Here is a 20912-nt window from a genome sequence, read left to right on the forward strand (position 1 = left end):
GCGCGCGACTGCCCTCGCCCGGTTGGCAGAATTACCCGCGCTACTCCACCCGCGCCGCCTTCAACCGCTCATCATCCAGATCAAGCCGATACATGATCTGGTTGTAGTCATACCGTGGCGTGGCGATGGGATTACCTGAAAACGTTTCCGCATAGGTGCCTTGGAAATAGATCAGGCGTCCGTCCTGCTGGTCAAAAAACGCATGATGGCTTGGATTGTAAAAACTGTACTTTGGATGCGTGGCGATCTTCACCGCCTTGCGCCAGGGGCCTTCTATCTGCTTCGCCTCCACGTACCACACCTCCCCAAGGTAAGATTCCGCGCCACCTTCCTGCACCGCGATCATGATCCAGCGTTCGCGGTGTTTGTTCCAATGCACGCTGCCTGCATGCAGATGCACCGGCTTGCCTGTTTGGGCGTCCACCACCTGCATGCGCGCCTTTTCCTCGGGCATCTTCTTCGCGGCAATGAGGATTGCCTCGTCTTTCTGCGTCGTCGGTTTCTGCGCCTGCTGCCAGACGTAGTCTCCCTGCTCCGCCGACCATGCCAGGGACTCATAAGCAGAGGTGTTTAGCACGGAATCATAGCTCGCCTTCACCCGGGTCCGGCAGAAGGGCGTGGAGAAGTAAATCCAGTCACCATTCTCTCCTTTGGTCCGCACGGCATTGCCCTGCGGGTGCTGCCAGTCAAATTCATCCCCCAGCACCGTGGTGCGCTGAAAACGCCCGGTGTATTCATCCAGTTCAGCCAGGCCATGCTCCAGCCGTTTGCCCAGATCACGCCAGCGTGAGAAATGCGCCATGAGATGCTCCTTGTTCGCGGCATCCATGACCGTGTGCATGCCAAAGAGCCACACCGCGCCGGGTTCCTCCATCGGCAGCATCTTGGCCACCGCACCGTTTTCATCCGTGATGTATTCAAAGTGGATGCCATGCTCCGGATCCAGCCCGCCCTTGTCCGGCGCATCGCTCCACGCCGCCGTGGAGTGGTAATTGCCCAGCGGATAGTTGGGGCGATTTGTGTCTCCAAAAATCCAAAAATAGCGCCCCTTCCAAGGCACCACCTGCACCGAATCCTGCCCCATGACATCCGCGAACAGATTGGGGCTCGGCAGAGGCGCCTCATGCCCCAGCAAGGTGCTGTCACGGTAGATCCCCTGCCCCGTCAGTCGGCACATACGCTCCGCGATGTTGGTGCGCAGCACCTTCACCTCCACGGATTTTCCTCCCACGGGAGTTAGCCGCAAACCAACAAAACCAAACCCATCCTTCGGCATCACATACCCGGGCCCTTCAACATTGAAGTAAACTGCGCGTTTCATCAGCCCCGGCTCCTCAAAAGCGATCCAACCCGCGCTGTCCGTCGTCAATGCGATGTGATTTGTCGTCTTCAGCGTGATCAGCGGCACCCCGCGCCCCGTTTGTTCATCGATCACGTGAATGCCAAAATAATCCGCCGGCGCAGCACCTAGAAGCGCTGGCAGGCATGGCAAAACCAAAAGCAACCGGCGAAAAGACATGCGTATGATTTATCATGAACAGGGCGCACGAGGAAAGGACTAATTCGTCACGCTTGACACCTGGTTCCCAGATGCGAAGGCGCAGGGCATGTTTTTTGACACGCACACCCACCTCGGCAGCAAACAATTCGACGGCGATCTGCCCGCCGTGCTGGAACGCGCACGCGCAGCCGGCGTCACACGAATGGTGGCTCCGGCCACGGATCTCGAAAACGCCCGCAAGCTCCTCGCTATCGCCGAACACGAGCCGGATGTGCGTGTGGCGGTGGGCATACATCCTTGCGATGCGGATTCGGTCATCGGAGAAAGTTGGATCAACGAACTGCGTGAACTCGCCAGACACCCCAAAGTCTGCGCCATCGGCGAAATCGGACTCGATTATTTTCATTCAGCGCCGGAGGGCTTCACCCTCGATGAATGGAAAGCGCATCAGGCCCGCGTGCTCACCGCACAGCTCGAACTCGCGGCAGAGCTGAAACTCAACGTGATCCTGCACAATCGCGAAAGCTGGGAAGATCTCACCGCGCTCGTGCTGCCCTTCAGCGACCGCCTTCGCGGTGTGTTCCACTGCTACACCGGCACCCTCGAGCAGGCTCAGCCGCTGCTGGAGCGCGGTCACCTCATCTCGTTCACCGGCATCGTCAGTTTCAAAAATGCCGGCGTCATCGCCGAGACCGCACGCCTCGTGCCTGCGGGCAGCTACATGATCGAGACCGATGCGCCCTACCTCGCTCCGGTTCCCCATCGCGGCAAACGCTGCGAAGCCGCCTACGTGGCAGACACCGCTCGCGCCATCGCCGCCCTCCGCGGAGAAGCCGTCGAGAAAGTCGCCACCGACACGAGCCAGACTGCGCTCCAATTCTTCCACGGCTGGGATTGATCTCAGCCGAAAGCATTTCAATCTCACCAACGTTCACTGCCTCACCCATGAAATTGCTCCTCGCTGCATCCCTTCTGCTCGCCTCCATGGCGAGCGCCGCCCAATTCACCGTCGAAAAAACTGCCTCTGGCGGTGCCATCGTCAAAGTCGATGGACAGGTCTTCGCTGAATACATCGTCGATCAGGCCAACAAGCCCTACCTCGCCCCGGTCTTCGGCCCGACAGGCAAACAGATGACGCGCAACTACCCGATGAAGACCATCGAAGGCGAGCAGCATGACCACCCGCACCATCGCGGCATCTGCTTTGGCAGCGAGGGCATCAATGGCGTGGAGTCCTGGGCCGAACGGCTCACCTTCGGCGACTCACCCAAGAGTGCTGAGCGCACCACCCACCTTGGCAGCGAAAAACACCGCGAGTTCAAAACCTTGGAGGCCAAACCTGACTCCGCCGTGCTCGTCTCCATCATCGACTACCTTGATCCCGCGGGAAAAAAATACCTCGAAGAAGAGCGCACCATGATCTTCCGCGCTGACGAAGGCTCCCGCAGCATCGAAATGAAGCAGATCCTGCTCGCCACCGAAGGCACCGCCAAATTTGAAGACAAAAAAGACGCCGGCCTCAGCATCCGCGTCCCCACGGAGATGGCCGTTGAAATCGAAAAGAACAAAAAAGGCAGCGGCCACATCATCAACAGCGAAGGCCTCACCGATGCTGCAGCTTGGGGCAAACGCGCCAAATGGTGCGATTACTACGGCATCGTTGGCGGAGAAAAGCTCGGCGTCGCCATGCTGAATCATCCCTCCAGCTTCCGCTTTCCCACCCCATGGCATGTCCGCACCTACGGCCTCTTCACCGCCAATCCCTTCGGCACCAAGTCGCTCGACAAAGACGCCCCTGACGGAGCCTATGAACTGAAGAAGGGCGAATACACCCTCCTGCGCCATCTCTTCCTCTTCCACAAAGGTGACGAGAAGGAAGGCAAGGTTGCCGAAGCCTACGAGGCCTTTGCCAAGCAGTAAGCACACCGATTGAAAAGACGAGGCGAAAAGAGATGCATGGCGTTGCCGCCTGCTCTTTTTTCGCCTCATGCTTTTTCACCGCCTGCTCCTCCTTCTTGGTCTCGCCTCGCCTCTCGCTGCCGCAGATTTTGACCTCGTCGTTTACGGCGGCACTCCCGCAGGACTGAGCGCCGGCATCATGGCCGCACGTGAAGGTGCGTCAGTAGTCGTCATCGAGCCCACCAAGTGGATTGGCGGCATGGTCACCGGCGGCCTCTGCCGCTCTGACGTCGGCAAGGAGGAGACCATCGGCGGTTTCCCACGCGAGTTTTTCGCCCTCGCCGCTGCTGCGAAACCGGGCACCCCGATGTGGTATGCCGAGCCGAGCGCGAACATGGCCGCCTTCCAGAACATGCTCAAAAGTGCAGGCGTTAAAGTGGTCACTGCGCAGTCGCTCAAATCCATCACCAAAGAAGGCGCACGTATTACCAGCCTGACCACCGCCGACGGCACCACCTACCAAGGCAAAGAGTTCATCGACGCCAGCTATGAAGGCGATCTCATGGCCGCTGCCAAGGTCAGTTACATCGTCGGACGTGAAAGCACCGCCCAGTTTGGCGAGCCACTCGCAGGCTATCACCCGATGCCAATTCGTCCGCGCACCATCGAAGTCATGGAGAGCGATTGCCCCAGCATCGGCGGCGACAGAAATGCCCCCAGCTACATCCACGGCACACCGGTCAGCATCTCCGGTCTCGATGCGCAGGGAAAGCCCATCTACGGCGTCTTCCCAGATCCCAAGCTCGCCCCCGGCAGCGCTGACAAAAGCACCCAGAGCTACAACTTCCGCATCTGCGTTACGCAGCGCGCAGACATCCTGGTCCCCTTCCCCAAGCCCGCGAGTTACGATCCCGCTAAATACGAACTGCTGCTGCGCCTGATCCAGGCCTTCCCCGGCATCCGCTTCGGCCGCTTGTTCCATCTCGGCAATGTCGCGAATGGCAAATACGACCTCAATGCCCAGGGCCTCTTCTCCACCGACTATCCCGGCGCAAACTTCGACTACCCCGATGGCGATGCCGCCACACGCTCCCGCATCTGGCAGGACCACACCGACTTCATCCAGGGTATGCTGTGGTTCCTCGGCCATGATGAACGCGTGCCAAAAAACCTGCGCGAGCAGGCGAACTCCTGGGGCTTGTGCAAAGACGAATTCGCCGACAACGCCCACTGGCCCTACGCTCTCTATGTGCGCGAAGGTCGCCGCATGATCGGCGAATACGTCATGGTGCAGAAGGATCTGCAGACCGACATCTTCAAAGACGACTCCGTCGGCATGGGCTCGTTCCTGATCGACTGCCACATCGTCCAGCGCATCCTCGCAGAAGACGGCACCGTGCGTGATGAAGGCAGCTTTCAGGACACCCCGGCGCTGCCCTACCAGATCCCCTATCGCAGCCTGACGCCCAAACGCACCGAGTGTGAAAACCTGCTCGTACCCGTCTGCCTCTCCGCCAGCCACATCGCTTACTGCTCACTGCGCATGGAGCCCGTGTACATGGCGCTGGGCCATGCATCAGGCCTCGCCGCCGTCATGGCAATCAAGGCGAAGACCCCGGTGCAAAGCATCGACGTGCCCGCCTTGCGCAAAAAACTGCTCGAACAAAAAGCCGTGCTCGAACTCGCCTCACTCGCCCACATGATCCGCTCCGCCAAACTGCCCGGCATTGTCATGAGCGAGCAGGAAGCTGAGCAGATCGGACACTGGACCGGCAGCGCCTATGGCAATCCCGTCGATGGCTCAAGCCTCCATGACGCCAACACCGAGAAAGGCACCAAGAGCGTCATCTATCGGATGAAAATCCCCGCCACAGGCAAATACGAAGTGCGCGTGTCCTATGCCTCTGCACCCAACCGTGCCAGCAATGTGCCTGTAACCATTGAGCACGCGGAAGGCACGAAAACCGTGCTCGTGAATCAACGCAAGGCACCGCCCATCGACAAGCTCTTCGTCAGCCTCGGCGTCTTCCCCTTCACCGCAGACAAGGGCGCCGTCATAACCATCAGCACCAAGGACACGGACGGCATCGTCGGAGCTGACGCCGTGCAGTTGCTCGAGGCCCGGTGAGCACGGAAATACGACCACAATTCAATTTCAAACGATGTATTGGAAAGAACCCCACTATCCAATGAAAAACATCATCCAGTTATTCACTCTTGGTTTGTTCATGGCGACCTTGTCCAGCTGCGTGGATGCTGGTGGCTACGTGGCCACCCGCCCCGGGTATTACCACCGTGCGCCCGCACCCCGTCCTTATTACCCCGGAAACAGCTACTACGGCCACAATCACAAGACTTATTATCATTCCAGACCCGCACCCCGGCCTGCTGGCGTGAACGCTCGTTTGGGAACTCGTGGGCTGCCACTCAATGTGAACAGCAACACACGTCTCGGCCTCTTCTGATTTCTCTGGCCAGCCCCCCCATTGGCACGTGGCGGATGACTCGTTCATCCGCCACGTAATTTTTTATCTGCTAGGCTGAAATCCCCTCTTTACACCCCCAGCAGTTCGCGTGCTTCCACCTGCCCGGGTGCCGGACGGCCAAACTCACTAGCCGTCACACGTGCAAGTGCCGTCAGCTGGCGCCATCGGAAGGCGGGGCGGGTACGGTGAAACTCATCCCAGGTTGTCTGGAAATACTTCTCCGCATGCAGCGCGCCATCTTCGCTGACTGCGTAGCGCAGCAAAGTCTTGAACACAGCCTCAGGGTCCATTCCCTGCATTCCACAGCGATGCACTACACCCGAGGCATGCGCTTGAAGATTCAGTCGAATGTTTTCATCCAGCTCAGCGAGCAGCTTCCCCTGATCCGTGCCCTGACTGATGTATCTCTTCGGTGGCATTGGCTCCCATTCGAGAAAGTGCTGACCAGTGGCCGCACCACGATCACGCGCCACCTGCCATGCACCGAGAATCAGGCAGGCAAAGACATTCCGTCCCTTGCTGACTTGTGAGAGATTACGCCATGCATGCACTGAGTCGCTTGCATGCACGCCCACAGAGTCGCCATGCACGCTGCCAGGCGGTTTGCCTGGAGCTTCCCACTCCGGCGGGCGGCCATGATCCCGCAGCACCAGTTGATTCGCCGCCAGCGAGATCGCCTCACCGATTTCATGCGGATCAAATCCCTCCGCCAAACTCGCAGCGACAGCACCTGAGGCGTCTTCTGGTGTACCGCTGAAAATCGTCATGCTGAGTCTCTCCACCATGGCGTCCTCCATGGACCTCGTACCCGGCTCCTTTCCCATGAGCTTGTACTCATCCATCAGTTTCGACAGCGCTTTGCTGTGTTCATCCCATTCGGGGCGTCGGGCATTCTCCGAGTTCAGGCAGTAGCGCAAAGACATGCGCAGCATCGTGGTGGCATGCTCGCGGCCCACGACATCCAGCAGATCCCAGGCGCGGTACGGCAGCACCGTGCGGTGCACCTCGGGGTTGTCCTGCACGCATTCAAGCAGGGCGTTGAAACCGTCATCTGCGTTTTGCTTCATCATCGTGGCAAAGATTTTTTCCGCACCAGCGGTGTCCTTGCGCCTCACCACGGCATGTAGGTCTGCCGCCGTGGGTTTGTCGTCGCCAGCTGACACGGGGTGCAGCACCTCGTCGCCACGCCCGCCGTGCTCCTGCATGCGGTTGGTGTTGCGGTACAAAACCTTGAACACCGGCAGCGCTGCCTGCCTGTCCGGCATTGAAGCCGCCATCTTCAGTGCGGGGTGCAATGCCATCAGCGTATGAAAGCCGATGTAGTCCTCACCGCCGAAAGTTCGTGCGTTGGCCAGCACCCCTGCGGCCACCAGCTGTTTCAGTGACACCCCCGCCTTGAGTTTCGCGGCAAGCGCAGGCTGCAGCTTCGACACCGGCGTCTCCTGCATGAAGCAGACCAGCGCTTCCATGTCACCGAAGTTCAAGGCGGCGCTTGTTTCCTCCGCACAAGCATGGCTGATGCCGAACTCAGCTGCGAGCGCGGGACCGAGGGTGGCTAACAAGGTGCCCTTGCTCACATCGGCAAGGAACGCACGGCGGGATTGCGGTTCATTCATGATGACCTCCGGGTTGGGATTGCTCTGAGTGTCCTGATTTGCAGGAACGAGGTCAATGCTCAAATTGGAGGCGTTTGAAAGATCGCTACTTGCCGACTTTCATCTCCGCGAACTCCGCCCAGCAGGCGCGTGTGGGCGCCCATGAGTCATCACCACCGCCGTGAAAGGTTTCAAAGTAGAGACCATCCACGCCAAAGCTGTCCACCGTCCGCCACTCCATGTCGGTGCGTACCACCATCGGCTTGTCGTCGATCCACACACGCAAAGTCCCATCACGTTTGCCCACGGTGTTCATCGTCACGGCGATCCTCACCTTGACCGGTGTTTCCGTTGGAAAGCGGAAGTCGGCAGGAAAGGCAAAGCTGTCGCCATAGTCACCCTTTTGATTCTTGTGGTACACGTAAGCTTCGCCTCGGCCGTCTTTGCGCCACATCAGACGAGCTGAGAATCCGTTCGTCCCTGTCGCCCGGCGGCCACCGCTCACATTGTCCGGACCACCGCACAGTCCCGGCAGCTTGCCACCTTTGACGAAATCGAAATCCTTGCTGAAGCGCAGCGTGTAGCTCAGCTCCGCCGTCTCATGGTGGCCAAACGGCATCCGCCAACCCGCACCACCTTCTTCAGGACCAATCTTCCCGACGGCAAAATTCACACGCAGCCATTTCAATGCATCGCGTTCGACGATGGCGACACGCCCTTGTGCGATGCCACCCTCAAATTCACAGCCCGGCCAGTCATTCTTCCATCGCTTGATCGTGTAGGCCCCGGGCTGGCCAGCCAAGGTGATTGCCAGGGGAAGATCTGCCGCCAGGACGGCCTGCAGCGACGCAAAAAGGATGAAAGCCAGCACACGCATGCAGGCGGGATACCACGACCGCGCATGGAAGACATCCAAAATCATGCCGGGTTTCCAGCGTTAAGCCCCTCTGGTTGGTGCGCCAACACCCAAAAGTTGCCTTTCAAGAATAAAACTCACTTGCACCAAGCCCAGACACGATTAAAACTCCCTCCCTTCCAACGCTGTTTGGTTTCAAACATGCCTCCGTAGCTCAGTTGGTAGAGCAGTTGACTCTTAATCAATTTGTCGTAGGTTCGAATCCTACCGGGGGTACCATCCAAAGGATGGTATTTTGTTTTTCAAAATTCCGCATTCACCACTGGCCGCACGCTCTTGAAAGCCTCGGCATACTTCGCCCCGCAGGCCAGCCCACGATACCGGGAAAGCACGCTCTTCGTCTCCATCGCTGCATCCGTTTTGGCAGGGTCGTACTCTTCCTTGCGCACGTAGGCCATCAGCCTCCCCAGCCACTCGCTTGCAGCCGGCCATTCGGTGGAAACATCGACATAGGTGTCCGGCTCGAAGCCGATCGTATGCCCGGGACCGTTGTCATACCAATACACGCGTGAGGGCGTCTTTACCTCATCGCGCCCGAGCAGGCGCGCCGGTTGATACAAGGCCGCATGGCAGATGGCACTGGCAGCCTCGTGGTCAGGATGGCGGTCACGTGGCCACAACATGAAGGCGGTGTCCGGCTTCACCTCTGCCACCACGTCGGCCACAGCCCGCTTGGTCTCCAGCGTCGGCTCGAAGCCCAGGCTCTTGTAGGGCAAAAAACGCATCTCAATGCCACGCTCCGCTGCGAGCTGTTTCGAAAGTTCCAGCAGACCCTGCTCCCGGCCTTTGACCGGAGGCCAGTTCGTGTAGTCACCGATCAGGCTGAGAATGACCACTCGCTGATGTTTCTGCACGGCACGCAGAAGCGTGCCAGGGATGCCAAAAGGACAGTCGTCATAATGTGCGCCGATCGCAAGAATGGTGCGTGTCATGAGGCAGGATGGCCATGATTCACCTTGAGAGCAAGCTGCACAGCAGCCTGATTGTACGACTCATGAGCAGGTTCGGGCGAACTTCACGGGTTAATTCGAAAACGATATTAGTCATACCTGAACTCGCTTTTTAAATTTATATCTATCATATATAATATCCATTGCATCATTGAGTCGCAAAGATCATACTCAAGAACAATGTCCCCTACGGAACACAATTCACTGAATTCTCCATATCTGCACGTTTGAGTTATGATGGAAGGGCCGCAACTCTTTGGATCCCTCGCCTTGGCAAGGCATCGCCATGGCTCTCCAATCAAGTTGCCGCGGGCACAAGATGAGGTGGTCATGCTGGCCTTTGATCAGCGAAACAGCCGCTTGGTGGAACTTCATATTTTCACCGGCAAAGCCTCTCCGGCTCCTGCCCCAAGTCAGCCGCCTACCATGAGACGCTGGGTCAAACCCGTGAGCTGGCAGTCGCGCCGCCAGTGGGCTGGCTCACGGCTGGAAGGACGCAAATCCAAGTCCGGTGCACGCCGGAAGGTTCAAAAATCACGGGGTCCATCCAAGTTCCTCCACAGGTTTTACGAGCCCAAGACAACCTTGGACACAGTGGAGATAAAGCCGGAAATGATCGATGAAGGCCTGCAGCTTCGCACTCTTGAACTGCTGCAACGCGCGGCAGTCATGCGCGGCCAGTCCTTCATGACGATTCTCGAAGTCGGCGTTGATGATGGCCTGCCCTATTTCGTCACCGACCTGAATGAGGGAGAGTTCGTCCATGAGTATGTCCAGCGACGCGGGGCCCTGCCCACCGTGACATCGCTGTCCTTGGTGCATCAGCTTCTCCAAGACTTGGGAAGAGCTGAGGACCAAGGACAGTTGCTCTCAACGGTACGCATGGACCAGGTGTTGGTCGCCACCCAGGAAGAGGAGTTTTTGCAGCTCAGGCTGTATGACTACGGCCTGTCACAACCAAGGTCCGAGGCCTTTGGCCAGCACAGCTCGCGATTCGTTGACGAGGCCTGCCGTTTGCTCTTTCTGCTCATGACCGGGCAGACCTACCCAGGCGGCAATCCCGATGACTTCAGCATCATCGCAGAACTGCCAGCGAGCCTGCGCTTCGTCATCAAATCGGTCCTGACAAGCCCCTCAGTTCATTCGATTTCGAGAAAGTCTCTGCGTGACGAAATTCGCGAGGCGATCTGCTCCTACGTTACCTTGGTGCAGGCGCGTAATCCCAAGCTGCTGCTGGTGGCAGATCCTTCCACACTGCCCGTCTCCCACCTGCAGACATTGCTGCTGGGAGAAATTCCGCTGAAAACCCTGTTTGGCGCGAGTTTCCGGATCCAAAACCCCGAGCTTTCAGGCTGCCACCCCTTCACGATTTCGGCAGTCAATACGTCCGCTGAACAGCCGGTCACCCTGCATCTGCTACCGCCCGAGCGCATCGCCCCTCAGTCCGACCTCATGGCATTTCCACCGCAGGTCTGGCGCCAAGATCCTGCCAGGCAGACCAACCTGCAGCACATGATAGGTCTCTGGAAGGGGCCTGACTGGGCCTTTCTTTCTGAAGCACGTGAGCCGGGCATGTCCCTGAGCGCCCTCATGGCGAAACGCGGCTCACTCAATCCCGGAGAAGTCATCACTCTGCTGCGGCAGATCCATGCCGGTTTGGAACAGGCGGCGGAGACCGGCGTTCAGCGCGTGGATTTGGATCCGGCCAATATTCAGCTCTGTGTCGGCTATGACGGCCCCGTCCTCCCCCGCGATCTGGAGCGCCTGCATCAAAAGCGGTTGGAAGCCTGGCCAAAATTTGTGGTGAAACTCCGCCTGCACAAAACGATGCGCAGCCTGTGCAAGCCACGGCTGATCGATCTGAGTCCATGGGAATACAACCCAGTTGAAGAAACAAGCGGCATCGCCGCCCGTGATGAGCGTCATCGCGCCTTCATCGGTCTGGCGGCCTATCTTCTCACGGGAGAAGGTCAGTTGCGCGAGATTGCCGAATTTCCCTCCAGCATGCCTGAAATGGCGGCAGCCTATCTGCATGACTGCCTGCAGTGCGTATTGAGCGGCAGCACCGTCCCCTGCCCGTCCGAATTCACGGAAAAGCTCTCCCACCTCCTGACCGCAGCCAGTGCCGAGATGGACTCCATCAAGGACCCGATTGCTTCACAGGAAGTCACCAGCGCAGGTTTCGTCTCTGATTTTGCGGAAGACCAAGACCAGATCGATACCCCCGTGGATCATGGAAGGAAAACCCTCCTCCTCGCCCCTGTCAGTGGTGATCTCAAGTCACTCGATTTCCATCGTCCCTCTCCTCCCCTATTCAAATTCCCATGGCTGGCCCTGGCTGCCACGGTCATGCTTCTGGGGGCCCTTACCTGGATGATCTTTGGCGACTTGCCAGATGCCAGCTCTGGCGTGCTTGCTGCGGCGCCGAATTCGCTGCCACAAGTCGCGGTCCCCTTGCAGGAGGAGGTCGCAGAGACCGCTCCCAAACCAGCGACCATTCCGCCTCTTACGGCACCGTCCCAGCCCGTCGTGAACAAGCCCCCCATGGTGGAGGTTGAGACTCCACCCATCCCACCATCGCCCACTCCTCCCGTGGTAGCGGATAGTTCGATGTCAGTGGAGCTCAAGCCAAAAGCATCAGTCCAGCCCTCACTTGGAAATATCACACGTGAGGAGAAGCAACCCGCGGAAAAAAGGGTCACTCCCTCTCAGCCGGAGCCTCAGCTAGTGGCATCGGCCAATGCAATGAGCAGCATCCCGGCACCCGATGCTGAACCGGTCATCCGCCGGGCCATTCTCACGGCCCCGGAAAATAATAAACTTTCCCAGCCCGCGCTCCCTCCAAAGGAGATTGCCACCCATACAGCTCCGCTTCCTGCCCCGGCAATGCCATCACCCCCTGCACCTGTCGTCGCAGCCACCGAACCTCCGAAGAATCCGCTCAATCCGCCAGCAGCAACGCCGTCCGCCCCGCCGGCTGAAGTCGCTAAATTGGAGGAAGTCACCATCCGCCACGCGATCGTCCTGACCCCGGAAGAAATCAACGAGACCCTCCGCGCACAGGCCAAAGCGCGGAAACGAACCTCCAGAAGACGCTGACTCCTCGGAGTCGCGCTTCGTTCGCGGGAAAGCTCATTCAGCGGTTGCAAGGAACGCCGTGATTCGGCACGCTCATGATCGGAGCGCATCCAGCTCCACACGTACAGATCATTCAGTGACTGAGCTATGAAACATCCCACCTCAAGAATTTCCTGGCAGCTTTGCAGACACTTTTTTCTCGGGGCATTGGCCTCCATTTCAGCACTGGCAGCGCCTCCGGAAAACACAGACCGGCTTGCCACACTCAAGCAGCTTCCAATCGACGCTGGGAAAATCGTCCTCGCCGAGGAAATCAGCGCCACTGCAGACAAAAACCTGCCGCCACACACGGTGGTAAAGCTCATCCTCACTCCGGGCAGGGATTCCAACATCAACGTGGAAATCTGCCTGCCTGAGGCGGAAAAATGGAACTACCGCTTTATCGGCCTTGGCAACGGCGGTGCAGCCGGCCGCATCAGTTCCGGAAGCCTGCTGGGCTACATGGCCCGCGGCTACGCCGTCGCCACGACCGACATGGGCACCGCCCCGAACTCGGATTCCGGCATTGGCAAACCGGATGTCTGGAAAGACTTCGGCTATCGTGCCACCCACCTCATGACCGTCTCCGCCAAACAGGTCATCAAAGCTTATTACGGTCGTTCCCCCGAATATTCCTACTTCAACGGCGGCTCCACCGGAGGCCAGCAAGCGCTTCAGGAAGCCCAGCGCTATCCCGAAGATTACGACGGCATCGTTGCCAATGTCCCCGCCCACTGCCGCACTCCGCTGCATGCCTATTTCCTGTGGAACGAGCAGATCTTCCATCAATGCCCCTTCACCGCTTCGCAGGAGGAAAACATCATCGCCGCCGGCAACGAATACATGGCAGCACGTGAACTCCCACAGACCGCCGGCAAGCTGGTCTCCGACCCGCGCTGCACCGAAAAAGACATCGAAGCGGTCATCGCACTGGCGCGAAAAAAAGATCCCACGCTGACCGACAAGCACGCCAAAGCCCTCAAAAAACTCTTCGATGGCCCAACGCACGCGATCACCGGCGAACGCATCTTCGACGGCATTCCCCTCGGCAGTTCCTTCAAAATCGCCCACGGTCACCTCTATCTTTTCCAGTGGGTCTTCGGGAAGGACAAAGACCTCCAGAGCCTCGACTTCGGCAAAGACATCGACACCTACACCGCAGCACTCGGCCCCTATCTCAACGCTGAAAACCCTGACCTCTCCCCCTTTGAAAAGCGCGGCGGCAAACTCATCATGATCTCCGGCTCGGCCGATTCCTGCGTGCCCTACCATGCCTCACTCGATTACTACGAACGTGTCATCGAGCACTTCGGCTCTCTCGAAAAAGCGACCTCATTCCTCAAATTCTACATCGTTCCCGGCATGAGCCACGGCCCCGGTCCCGGCATCAACAAACTGCCCGACATGCTCGGCCTGGTCATGAACTGGCGCGAAAAAGGCGAAGCTCCTCACACCCTCAGCGCCCAGCGCGTGATCGATGGCAAAACCGACCTCGACATGCCGCTCTACCCCTACCCAGAAAAAACAACCTGGGAGGCTGGTGGATTCAAGCCAGTGAACGGACCACGCGGTGGTGTGGACCGCGTCGCCGAACGTTTCAGGCCCAAGGCCGCTGAGTGATCGTTGGTTGCTTAGGCCGCCACGAGATCGTAGCCGCGCCATTCCTTGACAGTGATGTCCGCAAAGCTGCCCACTGGCAGCTTCTTGCTCACGAAAACGGTGGTGTCGATGTCAGGCGCGTCCATTTCGCTGCGGGCCACACCAGGCTCTTCCACCAGCACACGCATCTTGCGGCCCACCTGCGTGGTGTTGAATCCTTCAATGCTGCGCTGAATGGCGCGCATGGCCTCGTTCCAGCGGGCCTTGCGGGTCATGTGGTGGATCTGGTCCTCCATCTTCGCAGCACGGGTGTCTTCCTCGCGGGAGTAGTTGAAGACGCCGGCACGCTCAAACTTCGTGTCCTGAATGAACTGCAGCAGTTCGTTGAAGTCAGCCTCGGTCTCACCGGGGAAGCCCACAATGAACGTGGTGCGGATGGCGATTCCGGGAATGCCAGCACGGATGCGCTTGATCAGATCGCGGATATAGGCACCATCGGTCTCACGCTTCATGAGGCCCAGCATGCGGTCGCTGATGTGCTGCAGCGGCATGTCGATGTAACGCGCCACTTTGGGGCTCTCGGCAATGGCTTGGATGAGATCGTCACTCCAATGCGCGGGATGCGTGTAGAGGAGGCGGATCCAGAAATCGCCTTCGATCTTGTTGAGCTCGCGGATGAGGGAGGAAAGAGATTCGCCCTTGGTGGAATCGACCCCGCTGCGCGGCTTGGGACGCTCTTCCGTCCACTTGTCCATGCCGAAGTAGGTGGTGTCCTGGGAGATCAGATTGATCTCCTTCACCCCGCTCGCGATGAGCTGCTGCGCTTCTTTGATGATACTTTCCTGCGTCCGGCTGCGGTGGCGGCCACGGATGCGCGGGATGATGCAGAAGGAGCACGGATGATTGCAGCCTTCAGCAATCTTGATGTAGGCCATGTGCTGCGGCGTGAGACGGAAGCGCGGCGTGTCGTAATCCGGAATGTACTGCGGCTGGCGGGTGACGAGATTTTCCTGCTCGTGATCCTTGGTGCCCATGAGCTTCTCGATGATGGGGGCCACCTGCGTGATCTGATCCAGTCCAATGAAGGCATCCACCTCTGGCATGAGGCCCGGCAGTTCCGTTGAAAAGCGCTGAGAGAGGCAGCCGGCGACGATGATCTTCTGTCGCGCACGCTTTTTCGAGCCCGCCCGCTGGTCCACGGCGTCATGCACAGCACCGACACTTTCCTTCTTGGCCATGTCGATGAACGAACAGGTGTTCACGATGAGTACATCCGCGAGATCGGGCTCAGGTGTCATGACCATGCCAGCCTGCTGGAGGTGGCCGATCATGATTTCCGAGTCGATAAGATTTTTCGCGCAACCGAGGGAGACGAGGCCGACTTTGATCATGGGGCGCGGATGGTAGCGCCTTTGCAGCAATCGAAAAGGGGAAAGATGACCGCCCGCAGGCAGTTCTTCCCCCCCAGATTTCGCTTGTGCTCAGGAAACAAGCATTGCTGCCTGCTGCGGTGCGCGGCTGGCGGTGAGCTCAAAAACTGGGGAATCCCCCGGCTTTTTCTGCACAGCCTTGGCCAGTGCCTTGCTCAAACCGTCCAGCGAGTAGGGCTTGAGCATGATGTCCACCGGCGGTGTCCGGCCCTGGCTGAGAATGGTAAATTCATCAGGGTCGATCACAAAACCGCTGCAAACCACCACCGGCACATCGTTGCCGACAGCACGCAGTTCCTTGAAGGTGTCACGGCCGGAAAGCTTGGGCATGTAGATGTCGAGCAGCACGGCGTCCACCTTCTCCTGATTGCGCAGGAGGATGTCGAGCGCCTGCTGGCCGTCACAGGCCTCCAGGACGCGGTAGCCGAGGAAGCCGAGCATGTTCATGGCGATGGAGCGCACCGGAGCTTCATCGTCCACCACCAGAATGGTGGTCTGGCCGCCGATCGGGGCGTTGATGGCCGGTCCGTTGTCGATCGGTGCCTCCTCCTCAATCTGCTCAGGATTGAGCAGTCGTGGAAGAAACACGCGGAATTCTGTGCCACGGCCCACTTCGCTTTCGAACTCGATCCAGCCACCGTGCTCACGCACGATGTCCTGCGCGGTGGAAAGGCCGAGGCCGGTGCCCTTGCTGCCAGCCTTGGTCGTAAAGAAGGGCTCAAAGATGCGCTGACGGTGCTCCTCAGAGATGCCATGGCCATTGTCACGCACCACGAGCATGACGAAGTCGGAAGCCTCATTGCTCTCGGCTGATTTCGACGGCATGCGGTGGGTGACGTTTTCGACGGCGATTTCGATCACGCCTTTGTCTGCGGGCAGTGAATCGCGGGCATTAAGGCAGAGATTGAGCATGACCTGCTCGATCTGCGTGGCATCTCCAGTCGCATAGGAGGCGTCCATGCCGCCGCGCATTTGAATGGTGACACGCGGATCAACGCTATGCTTGAGGAGGTTCTGCACGTCTGCCAGAAGGCGCTTGAGATTGGTGGCCTTGCGCACGGCGACACCGGTGCTGCGGCGTGAATAGCCGAGGAGGGATTTGACGAGTTCCGCCGCACGCGTGGTGGCGTGGTTGGCATTCTGCAGCTTGTCACGCACTCCGGCCTGGTTAGACGCAGGGGTGAGTTCGGCGAGGGTGAGGTTACCGCGAATGGCCGTGAGGAGGTTGTTGAAATCATGGGCGATGCCACCGGCAAGCTGCCCAATGGTTCCCATCTTCTGCGATTCGCGCAGCTGGTTCTCCAGCACCCGCATTTCGGAGCGGTCTTTCACGATCCAGATGCGTCCGATCACTTCACCGGCATCCGTGCGCATCGGGTTGGAGCGCAGGGAGAATACCCGGTTGTCCGTGGAGACGAGCGGCGGCGTTTCAGCCTGGCCTTCGAGATGGGTGGAGGTCTTTTCAATCCAGGCGGTTATCACGGCTTTTTCTTCAAAGCGCTCGATCAGCGCATTGAGAACACGCGTGGAATCCCGTCCGGCAACTTCTTCCACCGGCTTGCCGAGGAAATCATCCAACTTGGCGTTGGAGGCGATGATGGAGCCCTGGGCATCCACCACGAGCACCCCTTCATCGCTGGCGGCAAAGAGGCCTTGAAGAGCCGTGAAGGCCTCACGCAGCAGGCGCTCGGCATTGAGCAGGCGCTGTGCGGTCTGGCAGGCATGCTGCTCAGCGGCATTGAGTGCCTGGCGCTGCTTGGCAAAGATCATGTTGATGTCACAGCGCAGCTTCCAAAAGTCGGCCGGCAGCCATTCAGCGGACTGGGCGTCCGGGGGAACTCCGCGCAGCACCGCCGTGGTGCCCTTCATGACGGCCGTCGTCGGTTTGAGAAGCCAGCCGGAAATCAAATAAGCAGCCAGAAAGACACCGCCACCGAGGAGGACACCTGTCATGCCGAAGAACCATTCAAGCGGCTGCCCCATCATTCGGGTGGCTCCCATGGCCGGCAAAAAGCCGAAAAGCCAGAGGGGGAACAGGATACGGAGTCTCAGGGAGTTCATAAAGTGTAAGATCGAATAACAAGTATATGACGGTCAGTTGACGGAACGGTTGGCAGAAGGATTGGCTCGGTTGATGATTTGATTCATGCAGTGCTCGACAGCCGCATTGAGGTGGTTTTCCAACCAAGTTTCAATCTCACCACGCAACGCGACGATACCGGCCTGCACCGACTGCCCTGCTTGTGGAAGCCGCTGCTCCATGCGGTCAATCCGGTCATTCATGGCGCTCACGTTCATGGCGATGCCAAAGATATCGTTGCGCAGCTGATCGATTTGAGCCGGCAAGTCTTGGCCCAAGGCACCTCCCAGCTGGGATGACGGCGGCGGTATTGCGGCTGTCACCTGCATCTCGACTGGCAGAACGGCTTCCGGCTCTTGTTTGAAAGGCGGCTTGGCTGGATGCACCGCTGCCTGACGTGGAAATTGAGGAACTGCTCGCGGCAGGGCTTCCAACGCGGGGGCCGTAAAGGTGCTTCCCTGAACTCCCTGCAGGGGCTCGGTGCTGACATGCCCGGGGGCATGGTTCATCACCTTCTCTGCAATAGCCATTGCTATGGCTTCTGCGGGACTTTCGGCCTCAGAGCTTTGGCGTTGGGTTGAGAATGAAAATGGTAAAGGCATGCTTGGAATCAGGCAGTATGGGTAATTTTATCAATATTAACAATAAAAGCCATAAATATTTTAAATTAATTTGAACGCCACGCATGCTTTCTTTGCAAAATGTACCTGTTTTATAAGGGATCTCTCCACCGACCTTGTTTTCGCTTAGTTCACTCTGTTATAACAAACTAAGCATCAGCTTAGCTCGCAGCCCTACACGGCATTTTTTCACACAACTTCCCTAAAACCCGGCATTTCATCGCCCTCTTCTTCAAAAAAGCCCTGCCTTGCGCGATCCGCTGCCATGGCTAACCTCCCTCTCACATGGACGAACGTATCACTCAACGCTTGGAAAAACATCTGGCCAGCCAGGGACTGCGCCGTACCAAGCAACGGGATGTCATTGTGGAGGCTGCCTTTGCCACCGATGACCACTTCAAAGCCGAGGAGCTGCTGGAGAAGGCGCGCAAACTCGACAGCACCGTTTCCCGGGCCACCGTCTACCGCACCCTGACCCTACTGGTAGAGTGTGGTCTCCTGCGCGAAGTCGATCTGGGCCGTGACCAGACCTACTACGACCCCAATTTCCTCGACAAGCCCCAGCACAACCACCTGATCTGCCTCGACTGCGATCGAGTGGTGGAGTTTGAGGATGATCACACCGCCCTGCTGCATGACTGCATCACACGCCGGCTTGGTTTTCAGCCCAGCATGAAGAGCATGCGCATCGAAGCCCACTGCGACGAGCTTCGGCGGCTGGGAAAATGCAGCTACCGCGATGCCAGGCTCGCAGTAGCTGGTTAAGAACTGGATTAAACCCGGCGCCAGCGTTGGAAGGTCTCAATAGCCTCGTACTCGGCCAGGCCCAGTGCATCATAAAGCCGCGCGTTTTCGCGATTGGTCTCCGGCGCTTCTTTTTCCAGGGAAGACAGAGCTCCGTAACGTGACAGGGCGTTGGCCTTGCGCTCGATTTGCAAGGGGCTCATCGGAATCGCCATGTCGATTTCATGCGGCTCCAGCGGACGCTCCTTGCCCCGATACAGCCACACGCTGCAGGAACCGGCGAACTCCTCGCCTGCACACGACTGCAATGCAGCGATCAACAGGCGGAAGCAGATGCCTGCGACGCTCGATGGATCGGCTGCGTCACCCGTGACGTAAATCTGATGCGGTTTGTGCTCCTGCAACAGGCGCACCAGCGCCTTGTGGTCCTCATCCGTGCTCTTGAAACGGCGGTAACGACCGTGCTCATAAAAGGGCAGGTCCAAAAAGGTGACCCGGTCATTGGCCAGACCCACCGTATGAGCCGCATCGCGCAGTTCCCCGCGCAGAATCAGGCCCTTGAGCTGCCGCAGCAGCGGCGGGTCCTCGCCGAACTCGCCCTTCGCTTCCAGCAGGCCCAGCGCCTCCCGCGCATAGGCCACCTGAGCCGCCCACGTGGCCGGATTGGCCGCATTGGAGGCCAGTTCCAGCAATGTCTCGGCAAATTTATCCGCCTCACTGTCCGGCACGCGCAGGCTTCCGGAGGTCAGCGAGATCAGGCGCACATCATGCCCTTGTTCCACCATGCGATCAATCGTGCCGCCCATGCCGGTGATGGCATCCTGAGGCTCCGGACTGAAAACAAGACAGCGCTTGGGATACGGCCGTGCACGCTCAGGGCGGTACGTGTCGTCCTCATCGGGCTTGCCGCCGGGCCAGCCGGTGATGGTGTGCTGCAGCTGGTTGAAGATGCGGATGTTCAGCTGATAAGCCGGCCCCTGCTCGGAAAGCAGATCGGAGAGGCCGTTCTCATTGTAATGCTCGTCCACGAGCTTCAAAATCGGGCGGTTGATCTTGAAGGCCTGCCACACCATCGCGCGGCGCGTCTCACGCGGTGTCCAGGATGCCGGGCCCACCAGCCATGGCAGCTTGATACGCGTGAGTTCACGGGAAGCACCGTGATCGATGAAGAACCGCGCATCCGGGTGATCCTGCAGGAAGGAGGCCGAAATCACTTCCGTCATCGGCCCTTCGACGGCCTTGGCCACCATGACGGCCTTGTTTTCTCCCCAGGCCATCAGCACCAGCTTTTTCGCCCGCAAAATCGTACCCACACCCATGGTGATGGCGAAGTGCGGCACGTTCTGCTCCCCGCGGAAATCGCTGGCAGCATCCTGGCGCGTCACGCGGTCCAGCGTGATGCGGCGTGTCATCGAGTCACGGCTGGAACCAGGTTCGTTGAAGCCGATGTGGCCTGTTCGACCGATCCCGAGAATCTGCAGATCAATGCCACCGGAGGCCTGGATCTTCTCCTCATACTGGCGGCAGTGGTTGAAGACCTGGTCTCCCGGCACCGTGCCGCTCGGAAGGTTGATGTTCGCCTTCGGAATGTCGATGTGGTCAAACAACTGCTCCGCCATGAACTTCGAGTAGCTCTCAGGATGATCCGCGCTGAGACCATAATACTCGTCGAGGTTGAAAGTGATGACGTTTTTGAAGCTCAGTCCTTCCTCTTTGTGAAGACGGATCAGCTCGCGATAGAACGGCACAGGTGTTGATCCCGTTGCCATGCCCAGCACAGCAGGCTGGCCCGCCTTGTTCTTGGTCTCGATCAACTGCTTCACTTCCTGCGCCAGCGTTTTGGCCGCCTTGGCGGAGTCTGGGAAAATGACAGTCGGAACTTTCTCGTAGGCTTCGGCAGGAGGACGAATGGACATGGTGGTGGGTTGGGGTTGTACGAAGAGAACGCGAAATGCCGCGCACGCAACACGCTTTC

Annotated in this window: 15 protein-coding genes and 1 tRNA gene; 8 read left to right on the top strand and 8 right to left on the bottom strand. The window is 58.7% G+C overall.

Annotated features, from left to right (window positions below; all coding sequences use genetic code 11):
• Positions 1 to 40 precede the first annotated feature (40 nt).
• Positions 41 to 1519 carry a hypothetical protein gene (locus AC3RLQ_RS14655; protein ID WP_493038289.1) on the bottom strand — a complete coding sequence of 493 codons (1479 nt, stop codon included), beginning with the start codon at positions 1517 to 1519 and terminating at the stop codon, positions 41 to 43.
• A gap of 88 nt (positions 1520 to 1607) precedes the next feature.
• On the opposite strand from AC3RLQ_RS14655, the gene AC3RLQ_RS14660 reads away from it, so the two are divergent.
• The 4 genes from AC3RLQ_RS14660 (at position 1608) to AC3RLQ_RS14675 (ending at position 5865) form a co-directional block, all read left to right on the top strand.
• On the top strand, positions 1608 to 2399 hold the full coding sequence (locus AC3RLQ_RS14660; RefSeq protein ID WP_493038291.1) for a TatD family hydrolase: 792 nt from the start codon (positions 1608 to 1610) through the stop codon (positions 2397 to 2399).
• 47 nt (positions 2400 to 2446) lie between these two features.
• Complete coding sequence (locus tag AC3RLQ_RS14665) at positions 2447 to 3421, top strand: DUF6807 domain-containing protein (protein ID WP_493038292.1); 975 nt, start codon at positions 2447 to 2449, stop codon at positions 3419 to 3421.
• Between the two features lie 67 nt (positions 3422 to 3488).
• Complete coding sequence (locus AC3RLQ_RS14670) at positions 3489 to 5528, top strand: FAD-dependent oxidoreductase (RefSeq protein WP_493038294.1); 2040 nt, start codon at positions 3489 to 3491, stop codon at positions 5526 to 5528.
• 61 nt (positions 5529 to 5589) lie between these two features.
• Positions 5590 to 5865, top strand: a complete 276-nt coding sequence (locus AC3RLQ_RS14675; RefSeq protein ID WP_493038295.1) for a hypothetical protein — start codon at positions 5590 to 5592, stop codon at positions 5863 to 5865.
• Between the two features lie 89 nt (positions 5866 to 5954).
• Here AC3RLQ_RS14675 and AC3RLQ_RS14680 read toward each other — a convergent pair whose 3' ends face one another.
• On the bottom strand, positions 5955 to 7565 hold the full coding sequence (locus tag AC3RLQ_RS14680; protein WP_493038296.1) for a hypothetical protein: 1611 nt from the start codon (positions 7563 to 7565) through the stop codon (positions 5955 to 5957).
• Between the two features lie 22 nt (positions 7566 to 7587).
• The gene (locus tag AC3RLQ_RS14685) at positions 7588 to 8403 is read right to left on the bottom strand and encodes a polysaccharide lyase (protein WP_493038298.1); all 816 of its coding nucleotides are present in this window, start codon (positions 8401 to 8403) and stop codon (positions 7588 to 7590) included.
• 137 nt (positions 8404 to 8540) lie between these two features.
• On the opposite strand from AC3RLQ_RS14685, the gene AC3RLQ_RS14690 reads away from it, so the two are divergent.
• Positions 8541 to 8616 (top strand) — tRNA-Lys (locus AC3RLQ_RS14690).
• 23 nt (positions 8617 to 8639) lie between these two features.
• On the opposite strand, the gene AC3RLQ_RS14695 is transcribed toward AC3RLQ_RS14690, so the two are convergent.
• Positions 8640 to 9329 carry a PIG-L deacetylase family protein gene (locus tag AC3RLQ_RS14695; protein WP_493038300.1) on the bottom strand — a complete coding sequence of 230 codons (690 nt, stop codon included), beginning with the start codon at positions 9327 to 9329 and terminating at the stop codon, positions 8640 to 8642.
• A 444-nt stretch (positions 9330 to 9773) separates the two neighbouring features.
• On the opposite strand from AC3RLQ_RS14695, the gene AC3RLQ_RS14700 reads away from it, so the two are divergent.
• Positions 9774 to 12446, top strand: a complete 2673-nt coding sequence (locus AC3RLQ_RS14700; protein WP_493038301.1) for a protein kinase family protein — start codon at positions 9774 to 9776, stop codon at positions 12444 to 12446.
• A 186-nt stretch (positions 12447 to 12632) separates the two neighbouring features.
• Entirely contained in the window at positions 12633 to 14084 is a 1452-nt protein-coding gene (locus AC3RLQ_RS14705; RefSeq protein WP_493038302.1) for a tannase/feruloyl esterase family alpha/beta hydrolase, read from the top strand.
• Between the two features lie 11 nt (positions 14085 to 14095).
• Here AC3RLQ_RS14705 and rimO read toward each other — a convergent pair whose 3' ends face one another.
• The 3 genes from rimO to AC3RLQ_RS14720 form a co-directional block, all read right to left on the bottom strand.
• Entirely contained in the window at positions 14096 to 15454 is a 1359-nt protein-coding gene (gene rimO, locus AC3RLQ_RS14710; protein WP_493038304.1) for a 30S ribosomal protein S12 methylthiotransferase RimO, read from the bottom strand.
• A 90-nt stretch (positions 15455 to 15544) separates the two neighbouring features.
• Positions 15545 to 17494, bottom strand: a complete 1950-nt coding sequence (locus AC3RLQ_RS14715) for a hybrid sensor histidine kinase/response regulator (protein ID WP_493038306.1) — start codon at positions 17492 to 17494, stop codon at positions 15545 to 15547.
• A gap of 93 nt (positions 17495 to 17587) precedes the next feature.
• On the bottom strand, positions 17588 to 18175 hold the full coding sequence (locus AC3RLQ_RS14720) for a hypothetical protein (protein ID WP_493038307.1): 588 nt from the start codon (positions 18173 to 18175) through the stop codon (positions 17588 to 17590).
• Between the two features lie 303 nt (positions 18176 to 18478).
• Here AC3RLQ_RS14720 and AC3RLQ_RS14725 point away from each other — a divergent pair, with 303 nt between their 5' ends.
• On the top strand, positions 18479 to 18958 hold the full coding sequence (locus AC3RLQ_RS14725; RefSeq protein WP_422323096.1) for a Fur family transcriptional regulator: 480 nt from the start codon (positions 18479 to 18481) through the stop codon (positions 18956 to 18958).
• An 8-nt stretch (positions 18959 to 18966) separates the two neighbouring features.
• Here AC3RLQ_RS14725 and nagB read toward each other — a convergent pair whose 3' ends face one another.
• Positions 18967 to 20853, bottom strand: a complete 1887-nt coding sequence (gene nagB, locus AC3RLQ_RS14730; protein WP_493038308.1) for a glucosamine-6-phosphate deaminase — start codon at positions 20851 to 20853, stop codon at positions 18967 to 18969.
• Positions 20854 to 20912: the final 59 nt, after the last annotated feature.

The organism is Prosthecobacter sp. GW821-HT29F12, assembly GCF_058803405.1.